The organism is Rossellomorea sp. QJM3NY_18 (assembly GCF_056173145.1).
The window spans coordinates 976,400-999,539 of record NZ_CM149659.1; the positions used below are offsets into that span (position 1 = coordinate 976,400).

The 23,140-nt window shown below is 44.7% G+C and carries 32 protein-coding genes; 26 read left to right on the plus strand and 6 right to left on the minus strand.

Features of this window, described 5'->3' with window-relative positions; all coding sequences use genetic code 11:
* Positions 1 to 135: 135 nt before the first annotated feature.
* On the plus strand, positions 136 to 348 hold the full coding sequence (locus AC0VXY_RS05030) for a hypothetical protein (protein ID WP_475527143.1): 213 nt from the start codon (positions 136 to 138) through the stop codon (positions 346 to 348).
* A gap of 65 nt (positions 349 to 413) precedes the next feature.
* On the opposite strand, the gene AC0VXY_RS05035 is transcribed toward AC0VXY_RS05030, so the two are convergent.
* Complete coding sequence (locus tag AC0VXY_RS05035) at positions 414 to 863, minus strand: hypothetical protein (protein WP_475527144.1); 450 nt, start codon at positions 861 to 863, stop codon at positions 414 to 416.
* 109 nt (positions 864 to 972) lie between these two features.
* Entirely contained in the window at positions 973 to 1,113 is a 141-nt protein-coding gene (locus AC0VXY_RS05040; protein ID WP_435992792.1) for a hypothetical protein, read from the minus strand.
* Between the two features lie 583 nt (positions 1,114 to 1,696).
* Between AC0VXY_RS05040 and AC0VXY_RS05045 the strand changes: the two genes are divergently transcribed.
* The 7 genes from AC0VXY_RS05045 to AC0VXY_RS05075 all read left to right on the plus strand — a co-directional run bounded on the left by AC0VXY_RS05045 (position 1,697) and on the right by AC0VXY_RS05075 (position 5,969).
* The gene (locus tag AC0VXY_RS05045) at positions 1,697 to 2,899 is read left to right on the plus strand and encodes an MFS transporter (protein ID WP_475527145.1); all 1,203 of its coding nucleotides are present in this window, start codon (positions 1,697 to 1,699) and stop codon (positions 2,897 to 2,899) included.
* A 108-nt stretch (positions 2,900 to 3,007) separates the two neighbouring features.
* Positions 3,008 to 3,442 carry a GyrI-like domain-containing protein gene (locus AC0VXY_RS05050; protein WP_475527146.1) on the plus strand — a complete coding sequence of 145 codons (435 nt, stop codon included), beginning with the start codon at positions 3,008 to 3,010 and terminating at the stop codon, positions 3,440 to 3,442.
* A 90-nt stretch (positions 3,443 to 3,532) separates the two neighbouring features.
* Positions 3,533 to 3,718 carry a hypothetical protein gene (locus AC0VXY_RS05055; protein WP_475527148.1) on the plus strand — a complete coding sequence of 62 codons (186 nt, stop codon included), beginning with the start codon at positions 3,533 to 3,535 and terminating at the stop codon, positions 3,716 to 3,718.
* Entirely contained in the window at positions 3,715 to 4,506 is a 792-nt protein-coding gene (locus tag AC0VXY_RS05060; RefSeq protein WP_475527149.1) for an AAC(3) family N-acetyltransferase, read from the plus strand. The genes AC0VXY_RS05055 and AC0VXY_RS05060 overlap by 4 nt, the downstream gene beginning before the upstream one ends.
* Positions 4,507 to 4,522: 16 nt before the next feature.
* A complete protein-coding gene (locus tag AC0VXY_RS05065; protein WP_475527150.1) occupies positions 4,523 to 4,777 on the plus strand; it encodes a hypothetical protein in 255 nt (84 codons plus the stop codon).
* A 108-nt stretch (positions 4,778 to 4,885) separates the two neighbouring features.
* On the plus strand, positions 4,886 to 5,137 hold the full coding sequence (locus AC0VXY_RS05070; RefSeq protein WP_475527151.1) for a hypothetical protein: 252 nt from the start codon (positions 4,886 to 4,888) through the stop codon (positions 5,135 to 5,137).
* 91 nt (positions 5,138 to 5,228) lie between these two features.
* Positions 5,229 to 5,969, plus strand: coding sequence for a phosphotransferase family protein (locus AC0VXY_RS05075; RefSeq protein WP_475527152.1), 741 nt, complete (start codon positions 5,229 to 5,231; stop codon positions 5,967 to 5,969).
* Between the two features lie 113 nt (positions 5,970 to 6,082).
* Here the strand turns inward: AC0VXY_RS05075 and AC0VXY_RS05080 are convergent, their stop codons facing one another.
* Complete coding sequence (locus AC0VXY_RS05080; RefSeq protein ID WP_475527153.1) at positions 6,083 to 6,853, minus strand: SGNH/GDSL hydrolase family protein; 771 nt, start codon at positions 6,851 to 6,853, stop codon at positions 6,083 to 6,085.
* A gap of 106 nt (positions 6,854 to 6,959) precedes the next feature.
* Here AC0VXY_RS05080 and AC0VXY_RS05085 point away from each other — a divergent pair, with 106 nt between their 5' ends.
* Positions 6,960 to 7,886, plus strand: a complete 927-nt coding sequence (locus tag AC0VXY_RS05085) for an ABC transporter ATP-binding protein (RefSeq protein WP_475527154.1) — start codon at positions 6,960 to 6,962, stop codon at positions 7,884 to 7,886.
* Entirely contained in the window at positions 7,879 to 8,877 is a 999-nt protein-coding gene (locus tag AC0VXY_RS05090; RefSeq protein ID WP_475527155.1) for an ABC transporter permease, read from the plus strand. Before AC0VXY_RS05085 ends, AC0VXY_RS05090 begins: the two co-directional genes overlap by 8 nt.
* 113 nt (positions 8,878 to 8,990) lie before the next feature.
* Here AC0VXY_RS05090 and AC0VXY_RS05095 read toward each other — a convergent pair whose 3' ends face one another.
* The 3 genes from AC0VXY_RS05095 to AC0VXY_RS05105 are packed head-to-tail and all read right to left on the minus strand — an operon-like array spanning position 8,991 to position 12,773.
* Entirely contained in the window at positions 8,991 to 10,358 is a 1,368-nt protein-coding gene (locus tag AC0VXY_RS05095) for a PTS ascorbate transporter subunit IIC (protein ID WP_475527156.1), read from the minus strand.
* Positions 10,359 to 10,387: 29 nt separating this feature from the next.
* A complete protein-coding gene (locus AC0VXY_RS05100) occupies positions 10,388 to 10,654 on the minus strand; it encodes a PTS sugar transporter subunit IIB (protein WP_060671682.1) in 267 nt (88 codons plus the stop codon).
* Between the two features lie 19 nt (positions 10,655 to 10,673).
* Positions 10,674 to 12,773: a BglG family transcription antiterminator gene (locus AC0VXY_RS05105; protein ID WP_475527157.1), complete on the minus strand. Its 2,100-nt coding sequence runs from the start codon at positions 12,771 to 12,773 to the stop codon at positions 10,674 to 10,676.
* 244 nt (positions 12,774 to 13,017) lie between these two features.
* On the opposite strand from AC0VXY_RS05105, the gene AC0VXY_RS05110 reads away from it, so the two are divergent.
* The 16 genes from AC0VXY_RS05110 (at position 13,018) to arsC (ending at position 23,077) form a co-directional block, all read left to right on the plus strand.
* Complete coding sequence (locus AC0VXY_RS05110) at positions 13,018 to 13,347, plus strand: HIT domain-containing protein (RefSeq protein ID WP_475527158.1); 330 nt, start codon at positions 13,018 to 13,020, stop codon at positions 13,345 to 13,347.
* 28 nt (positions 13,348 to 13,375) lie between these two features.
* A complete protein-coding gene (locus AC0VXY_RS05115) occupies positions 13,376 to 13,795 on the plus strand; it encodes an HIT family protein (protein WP_475527159.1) in 420 nt (139 codons plus the stop codon).
* Between the two features lie 64 nt (positions 13,796 to 13,859).
* The gene (locus AC0VXY_RS05120) at positions 13,860 to 14,120 is read left to right on the plus strand and encodes a SunI/YnzG family protein (RefSeq protein ID WP_475527160.1); all 261 of its coding nucleotides are present in this window, start codon (positions 13,860 to 13,862) and stop codon (positions 14,118 to 14,120) included.
* A complete protein-coding gene (locus AC0VXY_RS05125; protein ID WP_435992748.1) occupies positions 14,121 to 14,285 on the plus strand; it encodes a hypothetical protein in 165 nt (54 codons plus the stop codon).
* A 14-nt stretch (positions 14,286 to 14,299) separates the two neighbouring features.
* Positions 14,300 to 14,587 (plus strand): YesK family protein, encoded by a 288-nt coding sequence (locus AC0VXY_RS05130; RefSeq protein ID WP_435992746.1) that lies wholly within the window; start codon positions 14,300 to 14,302, stop codon positions 14,585 to 14,587.
* A gap of 517 nt (positions 14,588 to 15,104) precedes the next feature.
* The gene (locus AC0VXY_RS05135) at positions 15,105 to 16,835 is read left to right on the plus strand and encodes an ATP-binding protein (protein WP_435992744.1); all 1,731 of its coding nucleotides are present in this window, start codon (positions 15,105 to 15,107) and stop codon (positions 16,833 to 16,835) included.
* Positions 16,836 to 16,950: 115 nt separating this feature from the next.
* Positions 16,951 to 17,742, plus strand: coding sequence for a phosphotransferase (locus AC0VXY_RS05140; protein WP_475527161.1), 792 nt, complete (start codon positions 16,951 to 16,953; stop codon positions 17,740 to 17,742).
* A 3-nt stretch (positions 17,743 to 17,745) separates the two neighbouring features.
* Positions 17,746 to 18,225 (plus strand): GyrI-like domain-containing protein, encoded by a 480-nt coding sequence (locus AC0VXY_RS05145; RefSeq protein WP_475527162.1) that lies wholly within the window; start codon positions 17,746 to 17,748, stop codon positions 18,223 to 18,225.
* Positions 18,226 to 18,245: 20 nt separating this feature from the next.
* A complete protein-coding gene (locus AC0VXY_RS05150; RefSeq protein ID WP_475527163.1) occupies positions 18,246 to 18,482 on the plus strand; it encodes a hypothetical protein in 237 nt (78 codons plus the stop codon).
* Positions 18,476 to 18,904 (plus strand): YhfM domain-containing protein, encoded by a 429-nt coding sequence (locus tag AC0VXY_RS05155; RefSeq protein WP_475527164.1) that lies wholly within the window; start codon positions 18,476 to 18,478, stop codon positions 18,902 to 18,904. Before AC0VXY_RS05150 ends, AC0VXY_RS05155 begins: the two co-directional genes overlap by 7 nt.
* 256 nt (positions 18,905 to 19,160) lie before the next feature.
* Complete coding sequence (locus AC0VXY_RS05160; protein WP_475527165.1) at positions 19,161 to 19,748, plus strand: histidine phosphatase family protein; 588 nt, start codon at positions 19,161 to 19,163, stop codon at positions 19,746 to 19,748.
* On the plus strand, positions 19,745 to 20,209 hold the full coding sequence (locus tag AC0VXY_RS05165) for an NUDIX hydrolase (RefSeq protein WP_475527166.1): 465 nt from the start codon (positions 19,745 to 19,747) through the stop codon (positions 20,207 to 20,209). Before AC0VXY_RS05160 ends, AC0VXY_RS05165 begins: the two co-directional genes overlap by 4 nt.
* Before the next feature lie 65 nt (positions 20,210 to 20,274).
* Entirely contained in the window at positions 20,275 to 20,748 is a 474-nt protein-coding gene (locus AC0VXY_RS05170; RefSeq protein WP_475527167.1) for a DinB family protein, read from the plus strand.
* 240 nt (positions 20,749 to 20,988) lie between these two features.
* Positions 20,989 to 21,324, plus strand: a complete 336-nt coding sequence (locus AC0VXY_RS05175; protein ID WP_435992728.1) for an ArsR/SmtB family transcription factor — start codon at positions 20,989 to 20,991, stop codon at positions 21,322 to 21,324.
* A 19-nt stretch (positions 21,325 to 21,343) separates the two neighbouring features.
* Positions 21,344 to 22,633: an arsenic transporter gene (locus tag AC0VXY_RS05180; protein ID WP_475527168.1), complete on the plus strand. Its 1,290-nt coding sequence runs from the start codon at positions 21,344 to 21,346 to the stop codon at positions 22,631 to 22,633.
* A gap of 24 nt (positions 22,634 to 22,657) precedes the next feature.
* Positions 22,658 to 23,077 (plus strand): arsenate reductase (thioredoxin), encoded by a 420-nt coding sequence (arsC, locus tag AC0VXY_RS05185; RefSeq protein WP_475527169.1) that lies wholly within the window; start codon positions 22,658 to 22,660, stop codon positions 23,075 to 23,077.
* Positions 23,078 to 23,140: the final 63 nt, after the last annotated feature.

The following is a 23,140-nucleotide window of genomic DNA, read 5'->3' on the forward strand; positions in this document are numbered from 1 at the left end:
AGTGTAAAAGACAGATAGTCAAAGCCACAGAGGATGGATTCTCTGTGGCTTTGTTTTTACTAGTGTTCACGATTTTCTATAAGCGATAAAATGGAAACAAATTCCATAATGTATCACGCTAAAAGGAGTCTCTTCATGTTTAAAAAAAGCATCCGATTCCCCCTAATCTATTTCGTTATTAAGATCCTCTACCAATTCATCAAAAACGAAGAAATCAGGTGGATAGAAAATATCAGTGTCTGCTTCTGCATTTTTTTATTTATGTTGTTGTTTCATTGGGCAGATAAACCTTATAAGTGGAAAAAAGATCATCATGGATCGGATAACGTTCAGGGGAAAGCCAAGTAGAAACGGAAGACGAAGAAAAAATGTGTGGGGCTGGGTGAATGAGAGGGAATTCATGCTCTAATATGTTACCGTTCCACCCGATTCTCAAGGTTGAATACCCGTTTATCGATGTCTGTCGTTTTCGCATTCACAAAGCGAAATTCGGAATCTATGGATTGCTTCGTCACTTTTAATAAAGCAAGTACATCATCGGTTTGTGCAGCTTCAATCCGGTCGACGGTTGCTTTGATGTTTTTCACGTCCGCTTGGGTAGATTTAAGATCAGAACGGATACCGCTCACGTCCGCTTGGGTAGATTTAAGATCAGAACGGATGCCGCTCACGTCCGCTTGGGTCTGATTCAGATCGGAACGAATACCGCTCACATCCGCTTGGGTCTCTTTCAGATCGGACTGGATGCTGCGAACATCAGCTTGAGTCGTCTTCAGCTCACTTCGAAATTCCTTCATATCACTGCGCACTTCTTTCATCTCGCCACGTAAATCCAACAGTATTTCAAGTATCTGCTTCTCCATTTTTCTCACCTCCTTCCCATAATTATAAAACATCTGAATCGGACATTCTACCTTGAATCATTTCCTTTTTGGAAGAAAAAGGGGACGGTGAGCTCGCCCCTTTTCATCACTAATCACGCATGGATCCTGCTTCCCTTGAAGTCATGGCCCCTTGCCCTGCGGCGACATCTTTTTGAATTTGCTTTTTCACCTGCTGTGGGTCCGTCCCTGTTGTCATTGATTTCATCTCATTCTGATCAGGCTTTTTCATATACGAATCACCTCCAAATTTGTTTAGGCTCTTAGTATGGGCCTTGGTCCCAGGGGATATAAATTCTCCTCTTGTCCAAAAAAAGGAAGAGAGATATAATAAAAAAGAATCTTACATACTAAAGGGGGGAATATCATGCATACGTTCACTGTAGACATCAAAAAATACCGACTATTAATGATGTCTATTATTGGAATTTCAGCCGTCCTCGGGACACGTCTGTCCTTTTTTAGCTGATTTTTTATAGTGTGAACGAGTGTATGATTTCCTGGAATAGCGAGAGCCATGGGGAATGATTTCCTGTGGCTTTTTTTGATTTTATTCAGCCGCGGCGGCTAGTGGCTTGAGGTTTGCGACGTACCATTCAGCTGCTGAATTTCAGGGGATTTTTAGCAGCAGAATATCATAGGAATATCAGCAGCTGAAACCCGCCTGCGCTTTTTTTATCCAGCTCCGGCGGCTAAAGGCTCGAGGTCATAAGCTAAACAGGTCAAAAAGGAAAAAAACGCCTTTCCGCCCTGTTCATCTTATGCTTGTCGCCTTTGGGCGAGCCGCCTGCGCTTTTATGAGAGGACGAAATAAAATGATGAAAATATTAAAAACAAAAAACAATATCTATTTACTATACTTTTATCTCTTTTTTGCGCAGCTGTTTTTCGACCGGGCGTTATGGGTCATCTATCTTGGTGACAAAGGGATGACATTGGGCGAAATCGGGGTCCTTGAGGCGCTGCTCCATTTGGCAATCGTGTTATTCGAGGTTCCGACAGGGATGATTGCCGATTTGTACGGGAGGAAGGTCAGCTTAGTGATTGGGAATCTGTTCAGTCTCCTGTACGGATTGTTCATGCTCCTCGGCGGTAACTTCTCCATGTTCACCCTGGCGTTTCTGTCCATGGGGCTCATGGTCACCCTTCATTCCGGAGCGGAGCAGGCATTTGCCTTCGATACATTGAAGAATGACAAACGGGAAAAGGATTATACCCGGGTGATCGGAAGCATGACGGCGATTTCCCTGTTATCCCTTAGCCTGGCGAAATTCCTAGGTGGTTTCATGGCGGAAGTGAGCTGGGAGTGGGTGTACGGGTCCACCATCGTCACCCACGTCTTGGCGGTCATTCCCTTGTTGTTCATGAAAGAACCGGAGAGGGAGAAGACCGAAGAGATCAGCGGACGCTGGTACAATCAGTGGGTCCATCAATTCCGGCTGGGGGTCAATGTTTGGAGAAATAATCGGGTCATTCACGCACCGGTTGTGCTTTTTATCCTGGCGAGTGCGGTCATGGTGATCATGGTATTTTACGGGCAGGAATACTTCGTGGAACTGGGCTATTCGTCCATCGTCGTGGGAGCGGTGTTTACCATCGAAGGACTTCTCGGAGTTGTCATGGCGAAGATTGCCTACAAGGTGGAGGAGAGGTTCAAGTTCTTTAACATCCTCTATTATGGATTGGGACTTTTTCTTGTGTTCTTCGTCCTGTTTATCTTTGCAACGGACTGGGCGATCCTGCTATCGTTTCTGATCCTTGCCCAGCTGTTGAGTTTGTTCGAACCGATTTTCAGCTCTTTCGTGCAGAGCTTTTTGAAAAGCAATATACGGTCGACTTTCCTTTCCCTGATCGGGTTGATGGAGAGCTTTGTCATCATGATCAGCTTCCCGCTGTTCGGCTATGCCATTGAACGGACAGGATTCACTGACGGATTCGCCTGGCTGCTGGTGATTTTCTTTGTGCTGACGGGTGGGTATCTGGTTGGTCAGAGGGTGAAAATGAAGGGACGGATGTAAGAGAAACGCTTCTCACTTTTTTAAGTGGGGAGCTTTTTTCATATCATAAAAAAGGAAAAATGTGTTAAAATTTGACTAGTAGAACACAAGGGGAGATGGAAGTGACTGTTGAAAAAAGGAAAAAAAATTCGAGTCGTAGGGTTAAAAGGAAAAGGCGATTTTGCCGATTTTAGTACGGAAGTGCCAAGGCTTGCAAAGCAATTCATGGAAAGGATAGATGAACTCCAAGTTGTAACGGGTCCCGAAGTCGCCGTTTATGAGCCGAAAAAGGATAGTGATCATGTTGAAGGAATTTATTATGTTGGGGTGATAGTGAACGAACCCCTCAACAGCGTTCCTGAAGGGATGATGTATATCGAATTGGACGAAGAATATGCGATAGGAAAAGGACACGATATCGGGAATCTACATAAAGATTTAGTGAAGTGGATGAATGATCAAGGATATCAACGGAAAACGGAAGCATATATTGTGGAGACATATCATCCAATGGAGGATGGCGGGGAGGAAGTGGTGGTTTATCTGCCGATTCAAGGTGCTTGATCTAATGTGTTTTCCAGATAGCTGAACTTTAAAGAGTATGGTGAAACCCCATCTTCAAACCACCAAGAAAAACGATCGGAGGAACCAAACATGAAAACTGGTACATTTTTATTCATAACAGGGTTACTACTCTTTATGTCGGGTGTCTATTTATCTACTTATATCGCAAGCCTAGGTGTGTTATTAAGTGTCGGTGGTGGGATGATGCTTGGCGTCGGCAGTTATTTCATGGGGACGAATCAGGTGAAACCAAGAAAAAGGGTGAAAATGCCATGAAAAAAGGAAGACTCGTCACCAAAGAACATATTGTAAAAGATTTAAAAAGAATAGGAGTTACAAAAGGAATGACCGTCATCGTCCACTCATCCTTAAGGTCAATCGGCAGAGTCATAGGTGGTCCGGTTTCCGTCATCCTGGCACTGGAAGAAGCTGTCGGTATAGAAGGAAACATCGTTATGCCCACCCAAACCGAGCATCTGTGCGATCCGACGGAATATGGAAGCGGATATACCGATGAAGAGCTGGAACTCATCCGGGAAAACATGCCGGCCTTTCATCCCGATTTAACCCCGACCTCTTATATGGGCTTCATTTCGGAGACATTCAGAAAGCAGGATGGGGTGAAACGGAGTCCACACCCCCACACATCATTCGCTGCCTGGGGGAAAGACGCTGCCCGCATCACGCAGGAACATGGTCTCGACTTTTCCATGAATGAACAATCCCCATTAGGAAGGATGTATGAGCTGGGTGGCACTATTCTTCTCCTTGGTGCCCCGACGAATTCAAATACTTCTTTACATCTCGCAGAATATAGGCAAGACAACACCTTTGTGAAAGAAAAGATATGGGATGTGAAAGTGAAAAAAGGGGACAATGAAGTCTGGACGACGTATTGCGATATCAACAATGAATCCGATGATTTTGACAAGCTGTTTGATGATTTTTATAGAGAAACAGGGTATGTGAAAGAGGGTTTGGTCGGGGAAGCGAGGAGCTACTTCATGCCGATGAGAGAAATGGTGGACTACGCTGTAAGCTGGATGGATAAGAACAGAAAATGACGGGGAGGCAGACATCATGTCAATTGACGTGTTATCGTTGATCGTCATAGGGGCAGTGGTTGCATGTGTTTTACAGGCTTTGCAGAAGTATGGTGGGATTCCGTCTTATTTTAATGTGAAGCTTTTCTTCGCACTGGCTATTTTATCAGCCGCATGCTGGTTCATGAGTCTTGCCGTTGGCGGATGGGGTGGCATGAGCTTGACTGCAATTGGATTGAACGGACTGGTGGCAGCGGTGTCGGGGTTGGTTTGTTCATTCATTTTTTATTAAATATCGTGTTGAGGACCCAATAATCAGAAAATATATAATGACTTGGCTCGATGAAGAATGTTTTTATACCATTTATCATATGTAGGTTAGTGAAGAGGAGGGTTACAATTGAAAAAAGTATTCAGTACGGGGTCATTCATTATCTTTCTCATCGGTCTAGTATTCTATTTTTTAGCCCTGTTAGGTAAAGACACATTCTTACTGCCTGCGGTCATTATGGCAGTCGTAGGTTTTGTGGCAGGCTTATTCGGGGAAAAAACAATCCAAAGAAAGATTGGACTGTTTGGAAATGGCCTCATATTAGTAGTCGGTCTGCTTTTGCCGTTCGTGGTGACGACGTTTTTTTGGAATAAGCCTTAGGGAATACATTCTTAACGTCAAGAACTTCTTGGGCAAAGAAGTTCTTTTGTTTTATAGAAATAAAGAAATTCAGAAAAAAGGAGAACAAACAATGAACCTGGACACCCCAACTGCAATCGGAAACACAGCCAAAGTCTATCTCTATGAAAATAAAATATATAAAGTCTTTAACGACTCCTTACCAGTCGGTGAGTCCATGAAAGAAGCAAAAAAGCAACAGTATGCCCACTCATGCGGACTGCCTGTACCTGAAATCTATGATGTCACACACATAGATGGAAAACAGGTCATCATCATGGAACACATAGAAGGGAGGCCTATAGGGGATCTTCTGACTGACAACATGAAACGAGCGGAGTATTACATGGCGATGTCAGTGGACATTCAACTAGGCATTCATCAGATCAAAGCTCATTCCATTGAACCGATGTCCGAAAAGCTGCGTCGCCAAATAGAATCTGCACCCGAATTGGATCATCACATGAAGTCCATCTTACTGAAAAAACTAGATTCCATGACCTTTGAAAAAAAGCTCTGTCACGGTGATTTTCATTTATTCAATTTAATCCTGTCAGAGAATAACATCACCATCATCGACTGGGTGGATTCCAGTGCAGGGGATAGACGGGCTGACGTGTATCGCACCTATCTCCTGTATTCCCAGGCATCAAAGGAACTGGCGGATATGTATATGCGGCTGTATTGTGAGAAAAGTGGTTTGTTTAAAGAAGAGATATTTCGATGGGCGCCCCTCATTGCTGCGGCCAGATTGTCAGAGTGGGTCTCTTCCGAAGATCCGAAGCGATTATTGGAAATTGTGCATCAGATTTGATAAAGAGCTTAGGCAGGAAAGAGCCACGGTACCTGTCCCCATGGCTTTTCAAAAAGAAAAGGTGAATCCTGAGTCCTTACTTCAAATGGACGATGGATTCACCTTTTTTGGAATTATTTTATAATGTTTTTTTCAATGACAAGGGAAAGGCTATCAGCTATTTGCTGATAAGTAGCATCATTTGGATGGAAGTTGTCGCTTGAAAGATCGCGTTTGGCATCGGTTACCAAATTGAAGGTATCCACCACTTGAACGTCGTATTTCAAGCCTAATGTGCGGGCAGAATCATTCCATTTTTGGATGACAGAATCAAAGGAATCCCCGTCAGGTAATTCTTTAAAGGGATTATATAGTCCCATATAGAGAATAATGGCATCCTTATTTATATTACGAATGGTTTCAAACGTTTTTTCCAGGTTAGGAATTTCGGTTTTCAGAATGCCAAGGGCGGTAGCTTCTGAATAATTGTTTAAAATCCCACCAGAATTAAAAAGGTTATTTCCCCCAATCGTGATCGAAATGATTTTTGCGTCCTTAAGAGATCGCTTGACATCCTTTTGTTCTAACTGGGCCAGTAAATCTTCAATCCTGGCACCCCGTATCCCTAAGTTTTGGTAGCGCTCCACCGTATTGGTTTCTTTAAGTGAAGCTCCAACCAGCGGGACAAAACCTTCTCCTTTTGAAGATCCGACCCCCCTTGTCAATGAGTCACCAAGTGCAATATACGTTTCTCCAGGAGTAGCAGGAGCTTCTTCTGATTCTGCTACTATCTTCTCTTGGGGAGGGTTGGCGATATCCGAATAGGCTCTTGCAAATCCATATCCAAATAGAACGGTCAGTGCAAGGGAAAGGGTGATAAATAGTTGCCACATCCATTTTTTCATCTTTTATTCTCTCCTTCTATTATGATTGTACCAACTTTTAGTCATGCTGAGTGTTTAAAAGAGCAATTGGGAAAAAGGTTGGTTAGAATAGATGTAGGGTGATGATATGAGCATAAAGCCAACCGTTGAATTGAAAAATGTAACGAAAGTAATAGGGAAAAAGACGATTATTGATAATATATCATTTGACATATATCCAGGAGAAGTATTTGGATTCCTTGGTCCCAATGGTGCTGGGAAAACGACTACGATTCGGATGCTCGTCGGTCTGATCAAGCCGACATCGGGAGTCATCAAAATCTGTGACTTTGATGTGAGAAAGCAATTTGTACAGGCGATGCAGCGCCTAGGTTCTATCGTAGAAAATCCAGAGTTATATAAGTATTTGAGCGGTCGGGAAAATCTGCAACTATTTGCACGGATGCTGCCTAAGGTGGATAGTGAACGAATACAAGAGGTCATTGATCTGGTTGATTTGACTGCACGAATTGATGACAAGGTACAGACCTATTCACTGGGGATGCGTCAGAGGCTCGGAATTGCACAAGCATTGTTAGGCAGGCCCGATGTGCTTATTTTGGATGAACCTACGAATGGATTGGATCCAATGGGAATAAAGGATCTTCGTACATTTATCAGGAAACTGGTCGACGAAACGGGTCTTTCCGTTCTTGTATCCAGTCATATATTAAGTGAAATTGAGATGCTTGCCAATCGAGTGGCGATTATGAGCCGTGGGAGAATCGTGAAGGTAGGCAAGGTAAGTGATTTAGTGGATGCATTGTCATCAGGTGTGGACTGGAGAGTCAATGATGCTTTTCGTGCACTTGATATCTTTAAAGCATCTCCCTATGTCCAGGCTGCAGAACTGTACGATGATCATACGATCCATACTCTTATGGATGAAAGCAAAACGTCGATCCTGAATGAATCTTTACTAAAGGCGGGAATTGAGGTATGGACAATTGAAAGGAAGGTCCAGACATTGGAGGACTTATTTATTCGTTTGACAGGGGGCGATCATATTGTCTAATCCAAATATGATTGGTCTGATCCATAATGAAGTCATGAAAATGGCTTCCAAAAAACGCTTTGCGGTTGTCATTGCCATATTAATCATTCTCGTCTCTATGTTTACATATGCACAATACCGGGAGATACAAGAGAAGATTGAAAAGCAGGGTACTCTGGACTGGCGAGTGGATCTTCAGCAGGAGATAGTCGATCGGCAAAACCGGCTTGCATCCAGTGGGATCCAGGATGAGGCCAGACAATTCCTTGAATTGGATTTGAAGCAAAAGCAATACTACTTGGACAACAATATTAATCCGAACTACCCTGGAGCACCTACATTTATCCGCATTTTTTTCTCACAGGGACTCACACTGGTCCTGCCTTTACTCATCATTATCATTATGGCTGATATTGTGAGTGGGGAATACAATGATGGGACCATCAAGACATTATTATCCCGACCGATCAAACGATGGAAGATCCTGATGGCCAAATGGCTGACCGTTTTGCTCTATACATCGATGCTGATCGCAGCTACTGTCGTTGTCTGCTATGGGATTTCAGGGATTGTCCTCGGATATGATGGCTGGACGGCACCTATTCTGACGGGCTTTCAAGTGTCTCCATCAGGTGAATTTTCGACGACATCTATCCATACCCTTCCGATGTGGGAATATTTACTGATGTCAGCGGGTCTTGCATGGGTCGTTACAGCGACTGTTGCAACCATAAGCCTGATGATTTCAGTACTTGTGAAAAATACAGCAACTGGTATCGGGGCAATGATGGCTGTGTTGATTGCAGGGACTCTCTTATCTTCTATCGGTTCAAGCTGGACGAGCTCAAAGTATTTGGTAAACTTGAATTTTGATCTGATCAATTACTTAGAAGGTCAAGCTCCACCAATCGAAGGGATGTCACTGCCGTTTTCATTAACTGTACTTGCGGTATGGACTGCCGCTTGCCTTGCCGTTGCGTTTTGGAATTTTACTCAGAAGGATATGTATTAAGTGCATCCTTTAATAATGTTTATTACTGAATCCTGTCCGCATCTGCATCGTAATGGAAGATGAAACAAAAAAGTAGCCACACTCCACAAACTTAGAGGGTGGCTACTTTCATTTTATGCTACTTCTGTTTCTTCCTTCTCCCCAGTCCCTTTAGCCTTATAGCTGATAAAGAACAGGACGGCCAGAAGGATAATGATTGAAACAAATACCATCATATTGGATTCGATCAATTTCACAAGGTTACCAAGCACGATACCGACTAAACCGAAGTCTGCATCTCCAAACGTGGTTCCCTGAAATCCGAGTGAGCTTAATACCGGTAATAGTAGGGCCGGCAGGAAGCTGATCATGACCCCGTTCGCCATGGAACCGATGACGGCACCGCGGCGTCCGCCGGTGGCATTTCCGAATACTCCGGCTGCTGCCCCTGTGAAGAAGTGAGGGACAAGTCCCGGAACGATGACCTTCAATCCCAGTAGTGGAAGGAAGAGCATGCTCACGAGTCCGGCGATGAAGCTGAATAGAAATCCGATGATGACGGCGTTCCCTGCGAATGGGAAGATGGCCGGGCAATCAAGGGCGGGTTTCGCATTCGGGACGACTTTGTCCGCGATCCCTTTGAAGGCCGGAACGATTTCACCAAGGAGCATGCGCACCCCTGCTAAAATGATGTACACACCAACGGCGAAAGTGATCCCTTGCATAAAGGCGAATACCAGGAAGTTCTGTCCGCCGCTTAATTCTCCTTCGACGAAAGCTGGACCTGCTGCGCCAGCTACGACGAAAAACAGGATGACCATTGTCAGAGAAACGGAAACGGATGTGTCGCGAAGGAAACCGAGTGATTTCGGAACTTTGATTTCCTCGGTTGATTTGCTTCCTTTCCCGACTGCTTTTCCGACCATTGCGGAAACAAGGTAACCGATTGATCCAAAGTGACCAACGGCAAAGTCGTCTGAACCGGTGACTTTCCTTGTGAATGGCTGAAGCATCGCAGGAGACAAGACCATCAGCGCTCCAAGGATGATCGAACCAAGAACGATCAGTGGTACTCCCGTAAATCCTCCGGTCGTCAGGATGACCGCGATCATGCAGGCCATGAACATGGTATGATGTCCGGTTAAGAAGATGTATTTAAAAGGACTGAATCGTGCAATAAGAATATTGACAACCATACCGAACAGCATAATCATCGCTGTTTCTGTTCCAAAGCTTTCCTGTGCAAGAGCTACGATCGCTTCGTTGTTCGGGATCACGCCGTCGACTTCGAAAGCGTGATTGAACATGCTGCTGAATTGCCCAAGGGACTGGACGAGTACATTCGCACCCGCCCCGAGGATGACGAAGCCCATGACCGTTTTCAGTGTTCCGGACACGACATCCCCTGAATTCTTGCGCTGGATGAGGAGCCCGATTAAGGCGAATAGACCGACAAGGATCGCAGGTGTACCGAGTATATCCTTCATTATGATATCTATCATTTATATCGCTCCTTCTTTTTAAAAGTGGTCTAGATATTTTGTTCCAATGCTGCACGCAATTCGTTCTTATCCATAAGGTTTCTTAACTTTACGACATTCTTACGGCCGTCTTCCAGGCTTTCAACGATATCTTCAGAGCCCAGGAAAAGGTCCGCCTGTTCCGTCTTGGCTGTTGTCAGATCCGTGTGGGAAACTTCTGCTTCTTTCCCCATATCCTTCAGTGCTGCCTTTACGTTCATTTCTACGATCATGCTGCTTCCTAATCCATTTCCACATACGACTAATACTTTTTTCATTTTCATTTCCTCCTCTAATTTATACTTCTACTGTTTGATTGATTAATTCGATGACAGTTTCTTGATCGGTTGCCGCGATTAACTTTTCTACGTTGCCTTCATTTGATAATAGTTCTGTTAGCTGTGCGAGTGCCTTTAAGTGTGTTTGATTATCGATTGCCGCAAGCACGATGATGAGCTGGGCACGATGCTTTTCTTTTTCGGAAAAATAAACCGGTTCCTCGAGTCGCAGGAAGCTCATCCCCAGCTGTTCGACACCTGTTTCAGGACGTGCGTGGGGGATCGCGATATTTGGTGCGATGACGATATAAGGACCCAATTCCTTCACGTTCGTGATCATCGCTTCCACATAATCCGGTCGGATCGATTGCTGTTCGACAAGGGGCTCACTCGCCACCTTGATGGCTTCCTCCCAACTTGAGACACGTTCTTTCAGCTGGATCGTCTGTTCTGTCAGTAATTCATTAAGCATAGGCTTTCTGAGCTCCTTTATCGTGGGAGTAGTTTGTTCTAAAAGCTGGACCAGTTCTCTTTTTAATGCGTTTTCCTGATGGATGGTTGCGTGCCGTTTGATCACGTCCATCAGAAGGTCGGTCCGGTTCTTTTCGGTCGGCTTCGAGTCGAAAAGCTCGTTCATCCGCTGCATGACCCGTTCCTTTTCCGAGTTCGTCAGTATGGCGGGCACATGGATGACGGGAATGTCTTTTTCTTTTATATAATTGGTGGAAAAAATAATATCCGCCTCGTACTCGTTCGTTCGATAGTCCCTCATGGAGAGCGTCGTGATGACATTCAACCCGGCGATCAGGTTCTCGAGCTGTGTCCTGAGCATGTTCGAAGTCCCAATCCCGTTTTCACACACGATGAGTGCCTTGAACTTCGTTTCGACCTTCTTCTGCTCTTTCGTCAACCACCCTCCGAAATGAAGAGTGATATAGGCTGCTTCTTCATCCGGTACGGATTTTCCGACATACAGTTCCAGGTGTTTCATGACCCGCTTCGTCAGGTGAAAGATATCGGGGTACGTCGTTTGAATACTGCCGGACAGGTCATTCGCGATCGAGAGCCCGTACTTGAGCCGGTAAAACGTCGGCTTAATATGGGAGATAAGGTTTTCCTCAAGTCCCTGTTTGTCATCGAATACAACACAGGAGTAAAGCTGGAAATCGTGGATCATCCGTTGAACGACTTCCTTGAGCCCGGATAGTTCCTGTTCCGTATAGCGGTTGAAGTTATCCTGTTGGACCTTGGATCCGAGCAGGTTCATCGTAATGAAGCAAACCTCATCATCCGGGAAAGCAACATCTAGCTTATTGGTGATATGAAGGGCTGCCCTGTAGGCTTCTGTCTGCTTCAGGACTTCTTTTTCTTCTTCCGGGACCGAAATGTACTTGTGTAATTCGATCCGCTTCATGATCATCAGGATCTGCAGGGACAGAATCTCGACCATTTCATCTGTCAGCGTCAATCCCAATTCCTTCTCCGCTTCATAAAGAATTTCCCTCACGAGGCGTCTTTGCTCCGTTTCCTGTGACCACGTATCGGCTTCCGGCTGGATCATCCTATGAACCTCATTCCGGACATTCTGCCAATCGTGGTGCGAAAAGATGGTGGCGAGGATTGTGGAAAGCATCGTTCGCTTTGCCTCCTCGGGACCTTTCAACCGGTAGCCAGATCCTTTTTTATAGTACAAGTGCAAACCTGCTTCGTGAAATTCCTGCTTGATGTCTTTAATCACCTTCGCGATCGTCCCCCGGCTCATGCTCGTCAAATCCATGAACCGCTGCATCGAGGCATCTTGTTCTTCCAACAGGATGGATGCTTTAATGAGGACTTCGCGCTCTTCTTTCGATAACTGATACTGCCAATCTTCAAAACTCTGATCCTTCGAAATCATCAACTTCGATTTCGAATCAGGGGGCAAATACAACCCCTTCCCATGCTGACTTTCAATCGGTTCCAACCCTTCTGTCCTCAACCAGTTGTTGATCTGATCAAGATCGTAATAAATGGTCCGCTGAGACAAGTTCATCTTCGCGACAAGTTCCTTCGTCGGGACCGGGTCGGGCGAATGTTGAATGATGGATAATAAGTGTGCACGTCTTTTATCCAATACCATGAGGATCCTCCTCTGATTAATTTTTGCATATTTATATTCTTGTTTAGTAGATGATCATCTTATGAGTCTAGTATATAGGCATTTAACCAGTAATGAAAGGGGTTTCACTGTGTAGAGTTTGTATGAGCTGTTTTTGCAAAAATGAACAGTGAACCAAAACGGCATCCTTATGGGAATTTGGGATTGTCAAAGGGAGGGAGGTTTGAAATAATTGGAAGAGAAACCGTATCCGGGAGGTCAAACCATGTCGAATGATTTTTATTGTGATGAAGTGTTAAGCGGCAGAACCGAAGTGAATAAGGTGCTTGAAACAGAAAATGTACTCGCCTACCATCACACAAGGCCCTTTTATCCTGTCCATATTGTAGCGATTCCAAAAAAACATATTCCTTCCCTCCTTACACTTGAAGAAGAAGATGACGAATTATTGATTGAACTATTAAGCGTCATTAAAAAGGTTGCACGAATGGTTACAAATGAGCATGGTGCGTGTAAAGTCATCACAAATATGGGAGACTATCAGGATTCCAAGCATCTGCACTGGCATATTGTCTCTGGTAAGGCGTTGCGATAAGAACTGATAGTAAGAAAGGAGAATACTCATGACCTATCAAAAAACCTGTCCATTCTGCCAACCGGAAAAGGACAAAGACCAAAACATCCTATTCGAAAACGAATCCTGCTATTTCCTGCAGCATAACAAGCACCAGGATGTACTGGAAGGGTCCGGCGTGATTGTACCGAAAAGTCATCACGCAAATGCATTCGAGTTAACGGAGAAAGAATGGAAAGATACATACGAACTGTTGCAAAAGGCAAAGTCATACTTAGATGAAACATATTCACCAGATGGCTATACCCTTGGATGGAATGTCGGGGAGGTATCCAATCAGTTCATCTTCCACTGCCACCTGCACGTGATCCCGAGATACAATGACGAACCGCTGGCTGGAAAAGGGGTTCGCTACTGGTTAAAGCAACCTGAAAACAAAAGGAAGAAAGAGACGTCAAGTTCAAAATAGGAAGAAATTTGAAACTTTCTGTATTCTTATCTCGTAGATATTGATATAGATAGGAGTGATCAGAATGGAAGTAATGGTATCGAGGAACAATGAGAACTTGCGAATCAAATGGCAGTTAAGCCAAATAGATATCCCTCTTTCAGAAATCAAAGACGTAACGCTGGATGATACATATGGTGGTGAGGATAAGAAGGCCATCCGAATCGGATTCCCATATGGGCATACAGACCGAGTCGTCATCAAGACCCGTTCTGAAACGTATATTCTGTATACAAGCAATGATGGCTTGAAAGACAAGATCCTTTCATTCATGGAAGCAAGTTAGATGAGTTTGTGGATGTGGGTCGCCATTTCCTTACCATTGATCGGCGGTATCGTTGCCGCAAATTCCGGTAAGAAAAAAACGGAAAGAAAACATGTGATTGCCCTACTTGGGTTTATTATGGCCGTGATTCTCTTTTTCTTTTGGTGGTTTAACAGAGGGACTTAATAGGGGGTGGCAACATGTTAATGTTAGAGGGGTGGCTTCCAATCATTGTGCTTTTTTTCATTTCAGCTTGCCTGATTGTGGTGATGGCCAGGTATACCCGTAATCATATCGTATTGAGTGTGTCTGCACTATTGGGATTTGTCTGTCTCGGAACCATTCTTTACAGTATATTCATGGTCGGCGGCTGGGATGGGATGGCAATCGGTTTCTATGCCATCGCTGCGTTTCTTGGACTTTCGATCGGAACGGCTATCAGCCCTTTTGTTAAGAAAAAGACAAGAACTGATGAAAGGGTGGGTTGATGATTGCGATATTGATGGCGATTGGTGATGTTATCGCGGCAGTTGCCGGCTCGCTTTTAAAAGAAAGGAAGAAATGATCCACAATTCTACTATATAAGCCGTTTATCGAAAAAATCTCATCCACATCCAGCCATCCTCTTCAAACTATCCCGCTTCTCTCTATGGAAGCGGGATTTTTATATAATTTTTCCAAAAGTAATCCTAATTTACCATAAAGTAACGTTCGGGATACTAGGAAAATATATATAGTTTTCTTTCGTTTCTCAGTAAAATAGAAGTTGTGGATTCAATGCACCCACCTGAATAATGGAAGCGACTTCTTCAAAACGTCATATGGGCCAAAAAAATTTCAGGGAAGGCTTCATAAAATCGTTCAACAAGATCGCACGGAATCCGATATAGATAAGAAAGCATCCCTTGGCTTCTCCCGGGGCAAAAATCCGTCTCGAGAAGCATAACGAGATCACCTCACAAGGGCATCAACAGCTGCATGATCATAGCAAAAGGGGAGAGGTTAATGGAGTTTGTTCTGTTAGTCGCTATTTCATTCATTCCTGTCATCATATCAGGGTCGCTATTGTTCTATTCAAAATCCACCTTAAGCAAAGCTCTATCCTTATTTTTATTCCTATTATGTTTATGGCAGATTGATATTGCTTTTTTATATGCCAATGACTATTTTTCTCCAGAATTGATCGATCATGCATTCAGGATCTTCCGGATCGGCCCGATTCTGATCATGCCGGTCATGTACTATTTTGCATACTATCTTGTAGAAAGGCATGATGAATTAAGGAAATATCACCTGTTCTTTAATAAAGCGGCGCTCCTGTTCCTTGTTGGATTCAGTCTCATTGTATACGGGATAAATTTCACCAAGATCGGAGTCACCTCGTATGCGCTTGTTCCAGAAACGGCGTTCGCCCCTTCTCATTTCATTCCCGTGTATGGGATGCTTAACTCTACTTTTATCATTAATGTGCTATTGGTGTTTGTTCACACGTTTTTCCTTCTTGGGCTTACATTAAAGTTGCATGACTCTTTTTTCCGTCTTTTTTATTCGAAGCTTGTGTTTGGCTCCTTCTTTGTTTTCTTAAACGGGGTCATCAGCGGTTTTGGTGTGCTGCCTTTATATTTCTCAAGCTTCAATTCCATCCTTGTCGCTATCCTCCTGTTTCTCGGCTTCTTCCGAATGCAATCGGAACAGCTGAATGTGGCGAATGACAATCTCGTGAAACAAAGCAATCTGTTGGAAGAGATCATGAATATCAACCCGAACTATCTGGTTGTTTTGGATAAAGAGAATCGGATCGTAAAGATCAATCATTCCATTTGTGCCTTATTGTTGATATCCGGAGAACAGATGATGGGCATGACATTTTCCACCTTCCTCAAAACGTACCAGTTGAAAATCACTCGCGGTGAATTGCAGAAGCTGACCCGCATCAACGGGGAAGTCCATTATATCCAATGGGGCACCACGACCTTGCACTATCATGACAAGGAACTGTACACCCTCTTTTATGGAATCGACTTCACCAATCAGAAGCAGAATGAACAGCTTCTCCTCTCGACTGAAAAAAGTAAGGTCATCGGGGAACTCGCCGCAAGCATTGCACATGAAATCCGAAATCCGCTGACAACGGTGAGGGGATTCATCCAACTTATGAAAGAAAAAAACGTGGAAAGTCAGTATGAAGGGATCATGCTCGAAGAAATCGATCGGGTAAATGAAGTGTTGAAGGAGCTATTGCTGCTCTCAAGGCCCGAAGCGAATGACAATGCCCACCTCCGCGAAGAAGACATGCAGCTTAATATCCATCATGAAGTCAACCATGTCAGGATCCTGTTCGACGCCGTTGCCGCGGAGCAGAACAAGAGGATCTACTTGTCGAGTTCGCTCCCGTCTGACACGCAAGTTGCCTTTCATGAATCTCATTTTAAACAAGTGCTCCTCAATACGATCAAGAATAGCCTCGAAGCCGTCGAGGAAAAAGGCAAGATTAAAATCAAGCTAGATCAGTCGAACCAGTGCATCCGTGTCCGCATCATCGATAACGGCAAAGGCATTTCCAAAAAACGCCTGGCCCGGATCGGGGAACCTTACTTTACCAATAAAGACAAAGGGACCGGCATCGGCCTCACCATCTGCTTCAAGCTCATGAATGACTACAACGGAGAAATGTCCGTGAAAAGTAAAGTAGGCTGGGGAACGACCGTGACGCTCCTCTTACCGCAGAAAACCTGACCCTCTTGTGAAAACGAGAGGTTTTTTTCGTTGAAGTGAGTAGGGGATTGTGAAATGGTCTGAGTTTTGAAATAATTGGGATTGTAGGATTAAACTGGTTTCATGGAGGTAGCTTATGTCACACGAAAAAAAACTAACCGGCGGGAATGTCTCGACCGTCTACCGATCCGGAGATACTGTTCGTCGGGAACTGAAGCCTGAGAGTGCCAGGATTCACAAGCTTCTGAACCATCTCGAAAAGAAAGGATTCCTGCACTCACCGGCGTTTCTCGGCATCGATGAGAAAGACAGGGAAATCTTATCCTTTATTGAAGGGGAAGCCGGGAATTATCCGTTAAAGGAATACATGTGGTCAGATGAGGTACTTAGGGGTATTGCGAAGATGCTCAGGAACTTTCATGACGACGTGAGCGATTTCCCCATCGACGACGGCTGGGAACCAATCGATCTCACACCAGAGCCATTTGAAGTGCTATGCCACAATGACTTTGCCATATACAATATTATTTTTAACAAACAGCAACCGGTAGGAATCATTGATTTTGATGTGGCCGGTCCCGGTCCAAGACGATGGGACATCGCCTATACCCTGTACACCTGTGTACCTTTGAGCCGTGTCCGTTATTCAGAAACGGGTGACGCTATGCCCTACGACCGGGAACAGGATGCTGCGAGAATCAGAGAGAGAGTGGGGCGATTCTTTGAGTCATACGGGATTGATTTCGGTATGGAAGATCTTCAGATGGTCCTTCGCCGATTGGAAGCAGTATGTCAGACCATCCACCGGAAAGCACGGGAAGGCGATCCTGCTTTTCAAAAGATGATAGAAGAGGGGCATGTGGAACATTATCAGAAGGACATCGCGTTTGTTCGGGAAAATCTTAGTGATTGGATAGAGGAGGCGTAACTCATGGCAGAATTGAAAAACGTTGGAGAAGTGAAATTAGTGGGGTTCAGGGTCGTTTGCCCCGGGGAAGAGTACGTGCAGGAAATCCCGAAAGCGGCGGTGAGGTTACAAGAGAGAAAGGGTGAAATCCAAAACGTGTTGCAACCGGACCAGCAGATCGGCGCCTTTATCGTAGAAGAATCATCCCCGGAGGAAGACGGTTACTGGATCGGATTGCAGGTAAGTGACTATGGAGACATTCCAACAGACATGACCACCTTGACCATCCCGCCCCACACCTATGGCACGATTCTTCATCACGGACCGAATCATGACATCCGGCAGAGCTACGAGCAGCTGCACCAGTGGATCCGTGACAATGGGCATACCCGTTCCACCAAGAGTTGGAATCTTGAAATCTATCAAAAAGAAAACCAGCCAGGGGACCCTTCTGATGTTCGGGTGGAGTTGTATGATGCTATCCTGCCTCAAAGGGAGAAGTAGAGTTGAAAAGGACGTCCATTATGATCGCTGGTTTATTACTGGTCGGCGGCTGCCAAGGCATCAATTCGGACCTGACGGAAGAACAGGCAAAAGCCATCGTCATGAAGCACCATGGCAACACTGTTGAAATCATCTCCGTCACGAAGGAGTGGAACAAGTATATTGTTTCTTGGGAGAATGAAGAAAATTGTGAATGGGGAAAAGACACGGTGAATTCTAAAGGTGAAATTGAAAAAGGGGAGACCTCTATATGTTGAGGCGTGGATGTATAATAATTATTACGATTATTTTAATCCTTGTGTTAGGAGCCTGTACAACTGATATTGTAGGAAATGAAAAGCAAAACATCGTCGTCGAGAAACAGGTCGGAGATGAGGATGAGTATGAGGAGTTTAACACGATCACCGATACAAAACAGGTGGAAGAGGTAAGGGCAATCCTTCATGATACCCATTGGAAGGAAGCACAAGTAGACTTCGTCCGTCCTCCTGACTATCGGTTTATTTACAAATTTAAAAATCCGAATATCGATGCCAAGCCCGTGCTGCACCAGGTCTGGATCAGTCCGAAGAAGGATGAGCTGGAAGTGATGCAGGGGATTCGAGAGTATGCGCAGTTACCAAAGGCTGAATCTGCCCGTTTGTTTGAAATTTTGACAGGGGAGAGTTTAGGGGACTGAGCGGGGGATCTAAGTGTAAAGAAAATTCGACAAACCTGCACGATTATCTCATATCCGGCACGAATTTTTCTATTCCCGCACGATAATCGTGTAATCCGCATGATTGTGGCAGGTCCCGCATGAAAGTGATTGAAACCGGCATGATTCCTGTTTCCGGGGCCGATTCTTAGTGCTACCAGGATAAGAGATTGGTAGGTTTCCAATAAGTTTTTCCAAAAGAGGATAAATTTTTAAAATGAAAGGAGAAAATCTTGATTTGAGTACTTACATCTATATGATAAGACACGGCGACTCACCGAGAGAAGGTCCTGAACGAACACGGGAATTAACCGAAAAAGGGATAGCCGATGCCCAAAGAGTTACCGAGCTGCTGAAAAAGGAAGACATGGACGTCGTGGTATCAAGTCCCTACCAGCGCTCAATTCTGACGGTGGAAGGGTTAAGTCGGCATATCGGACAATCTGTGATTGTGGAAGAAGACCTGAAGGAACGGATTTTTTCCACCAATAACAACCGGATTTCCGACCAGGAACTCGGACCATTGCTGGAGGCGTCGTTCCGCGACCCGGATTTTGCCTTAGAGGGGGCCGAATCCAATGCCGAATGTCAAAGTCGGGCCATTGCCGTATTGGAGACACTCTTACATACATACAAAGGAAAGAAAATTGCGGTCGGAACACATGGAGCCATCATGACGCTGATGATGGGCCATTATGAGAGCCGCTTTGATTTGAGTTTCCTGCACAGTACCTCCAAACCGGATATTTATCGGATGGAATTCAATGACCTTGAACTAGTAGGGATACAGCGGTTGTGGACAGAATCGAAGAGGGTGATGACATGAGCGAAGTACCAATCAGATGTACAGGAGTAGCCGTCGTATTACTGAAAAAAGTGGATGATCAACACAAAGTATTACTCGTGAAAAGAGCTGAATCTGTTTTAAAAGATGAATGGTGCTATATCGGCGGAGGCATCGAGGAAGGCGAGAAAGCCTGGGAAGCCGCATACAGAGAGGTGGAAGAAGAGACAGGCATCACAAACCTTTCCTTATATTCTGCCAACACATTCAATCGGATCTATTCCGTTGAAAGGAATTACATATACATCGCGCCTGTGTTCGTGGGATTCGTACGGGATGATCAGGAGGTGGTGTTAAACGAAGAGCATAGTGATTATAGATGGCTGTCCTTTGAAGACGCAATGGGCATTGTGTCTTTACCTGGAAATGAGGAAGTACTATCGTTCATCGAGAGGCATTTCGTGAAGAAAGAGGCTCCTGATTATCTGCAGGTTAAACGTTAAGAGAGTTTACTGGATTTTAAAAGCACGAAAATAAAGTGAGGAACCATAAAAGGAGAGTGCAAAAAATGGATGTTTTCGAAGGCCAATATGACTGGATCCGCCGTACCAGAGAGTTATTATTTCGTTATTGTGAAACCATGTCCCCATCCGATTATGTAAAAGAACTTGATTCATTCGGTGGTGACTCCATTCGGAATCTGCACGTTCACGTAGCGGATTGTTATCGTGTATGGCCGGGAAGTCGTGCTCTAGGTCGGTCTTTTCCTAAAATCACTCCAGATTCAGCAAACACTGTAGAGGAAATGCGTGAAGTTTTCAAGAAGACAGATGACTTGCTTCAAGAATTTCTAGAGGAGTTCAAAGGGAATTGGGATCACACCATGCACATATCCTTCGGGGAAGGTGAAAGTGCAGAAATCTCTGCATTATGGCTGTATACTCATACCGTCACACACGAATTCCACCATAAAGGACAAATCGTGAAAATAGGCAGACAGCTGGGATATATTCCTCCTGATACGGATCTCATCGAGCCTTAATCGTTTCAGTTGGTTGCTGCCTGTTTTACTATATACTTAATAATATATTAAACTCTTTCACCGGGGAACAATCTCCGGTTTTTTTCTGTAGTCCAATTCCTTTTCTCCAGCTCTTCACAAAACCAGTATATAGTGTCCAACAAATTTAAAGTTGCTTCTAAGTAGAGTGCAAGAACGTCTTGCATTCTATATATAAGTGAACTATTATATAAGCATACAATTATATAAGGAGGTGGCGAGTTGACGGTTGAACTAGACAAATCTGCCACAATTTTAAAGTTATTAGGGGATAAGACCCGATTGACGATGGTCAAAATATTAGATACGAATGATTGCTGTGTTTGTGAGTTTGTGGAGATCTTCAAAGCGAGTCAGCCTGCGATCAGTCAACATGTCCGCAAATTAAGGGATGTGGGGATCGTGAGGGAGAAACGCCGGGGTCAATGGATTATTTATTCGCTTAACCGCGACAGTGAATACTTTCCGATGATCCAAAGCCTCCTTGACCACCTGCCGAACCAGGACTTCAAATTGATGGAGTTGGAGGAGCAGGGCTTACGCATTTCTTGTGATTAATAGGAGGTAAAAAAGAATTATGACAATATTGGCATCTGTGATTTTTCTCATCACCCTTGTGTTCGTCATTTGGCAACCGAAAGGGCTTTCCATCGGATGGTCCGCAATCGGCGGAGCCATCTTGGCGCTGATAGTGGGGGTTGTCGATTTTGGCGACGTGGTCGATGTGACCGGCATTGTCTGGAATGCGACATTAGCATTTATTGCGATTATTATTATTTCTCTCATTCTTGATGAGATCGGATTTTTTGAATGGGCTGCCTTGCATATGGCAAGGGCGGCAAAAGGAAACGGCGTAATGATGTTCATCTACGTATCACTCCTCGGTGCAGTGGTGGCGGCTCTTTTCGCCAACGATGGAGCGGCACTGATTCTGACACCGATTGTCCTTGCGATGGTACGGAATCTGAATTTCAGTGAGAAGCTTGTGTTCCCGTTCATCATAGCCAGCGGATTCATCGCTGATACGACATCTCTTCCTTTAGTGGTAAGTAACCTGGTGAACATCGTGTCCGCTGACTTCTTCGGAATCGGATTTGTGGAGTTTGCTTCCCGGATGATTGTTCCGAATCTGTTTTCACTCGGAGCAAGTATACTGGTCCTTTATCTCTTTTTCCGAAAGAGCATCCCGAAGAATTATGATGTTTCTCAGCTTAAGAAACCGGTGGATGCCATACAGGATATCAAGATGTTCCGTCTTTCCTGGGTGGTGCTCTCGATTCTCCTTATCGGCTACTTCGCCAGTGAATTCATTGGCGTGCCGGTTTCCATCATTGCAGGGATCGTAGCCATCTTCTTCTTGTTCATGGCCAGAAGGAGTGCAGCCGTCAATACGAAAACCGTCATCAAAGGCGCTCCGTGGGCGATCGTGTTCTTCTCGATTGGCATGTACGTGGTCGTATACGGTCTCCGTAACGTAGGACTGACTAATGTATTAGCGGATGTCATCCAGATGACGGCTGATCAAGGATTATTTGCGGCCACGATCGGAATGGGCTTCATCGCGGCCATCCTATCGTCCATCATGAACAATATGCCGACGGTGATGATCGATGCCCTGGCGATTGCCGGAACGGATACAACGGGTGTCACCCGTGAAGCATTGATTTATGCCAACGTCATCGGTTCCGATCTAGGACCGAAGATCACCCCGATCGGGTCATTGGCCACATTATTATGGCTCCACGTCCTTTCATTAAAAGGAGTGAAAATCTCCTGGGGCACGTACTTTAAAACAGGCATCATCCTGACCATCCCAACCCTTTTCATCACACTGGTGGGGCTCTATATATGGTTATTAATCATCTAACAAACAATAAAGGAGAGATTCAACATGTCAAAGAAAACCATCTACTTCCTATGTACAGGTAATTCATGCCGTAGCCAAATGGCTGAAGGCTGGGCGAAAAAGCACTTAGGTGACGAGTGGAACGTATACAGCGCAGGAATCGAAGCGCACGGTTTAAATCCTAATGCGGTAAAAGCTATGAAAGAGGTTGATATCGACATTACAAATCAAACATCCGATATCATCGATCCTGAGATCCTGAATAACGCTGACCTGGTCGTCACATTATGCGGGGATGCAGCGGATAAATGTCCGATGACCCCTCCTCAAGTGAAACGTGTTCATTGGGGATTCGACGACCCTGCGAAGGCGGAAGGTACCGAAGAAGAGAAATGGGCATTCTTCCAACGCGTACGTGACGAGGTTGGGGAGAGAATCCATCGTTTTGCGGAGACCGGTAAATAACTAGGTTTGATAGGACAAATGAAACTATAATGAAGAAACAGCTCCTGATGGGGGAGAGAGTAA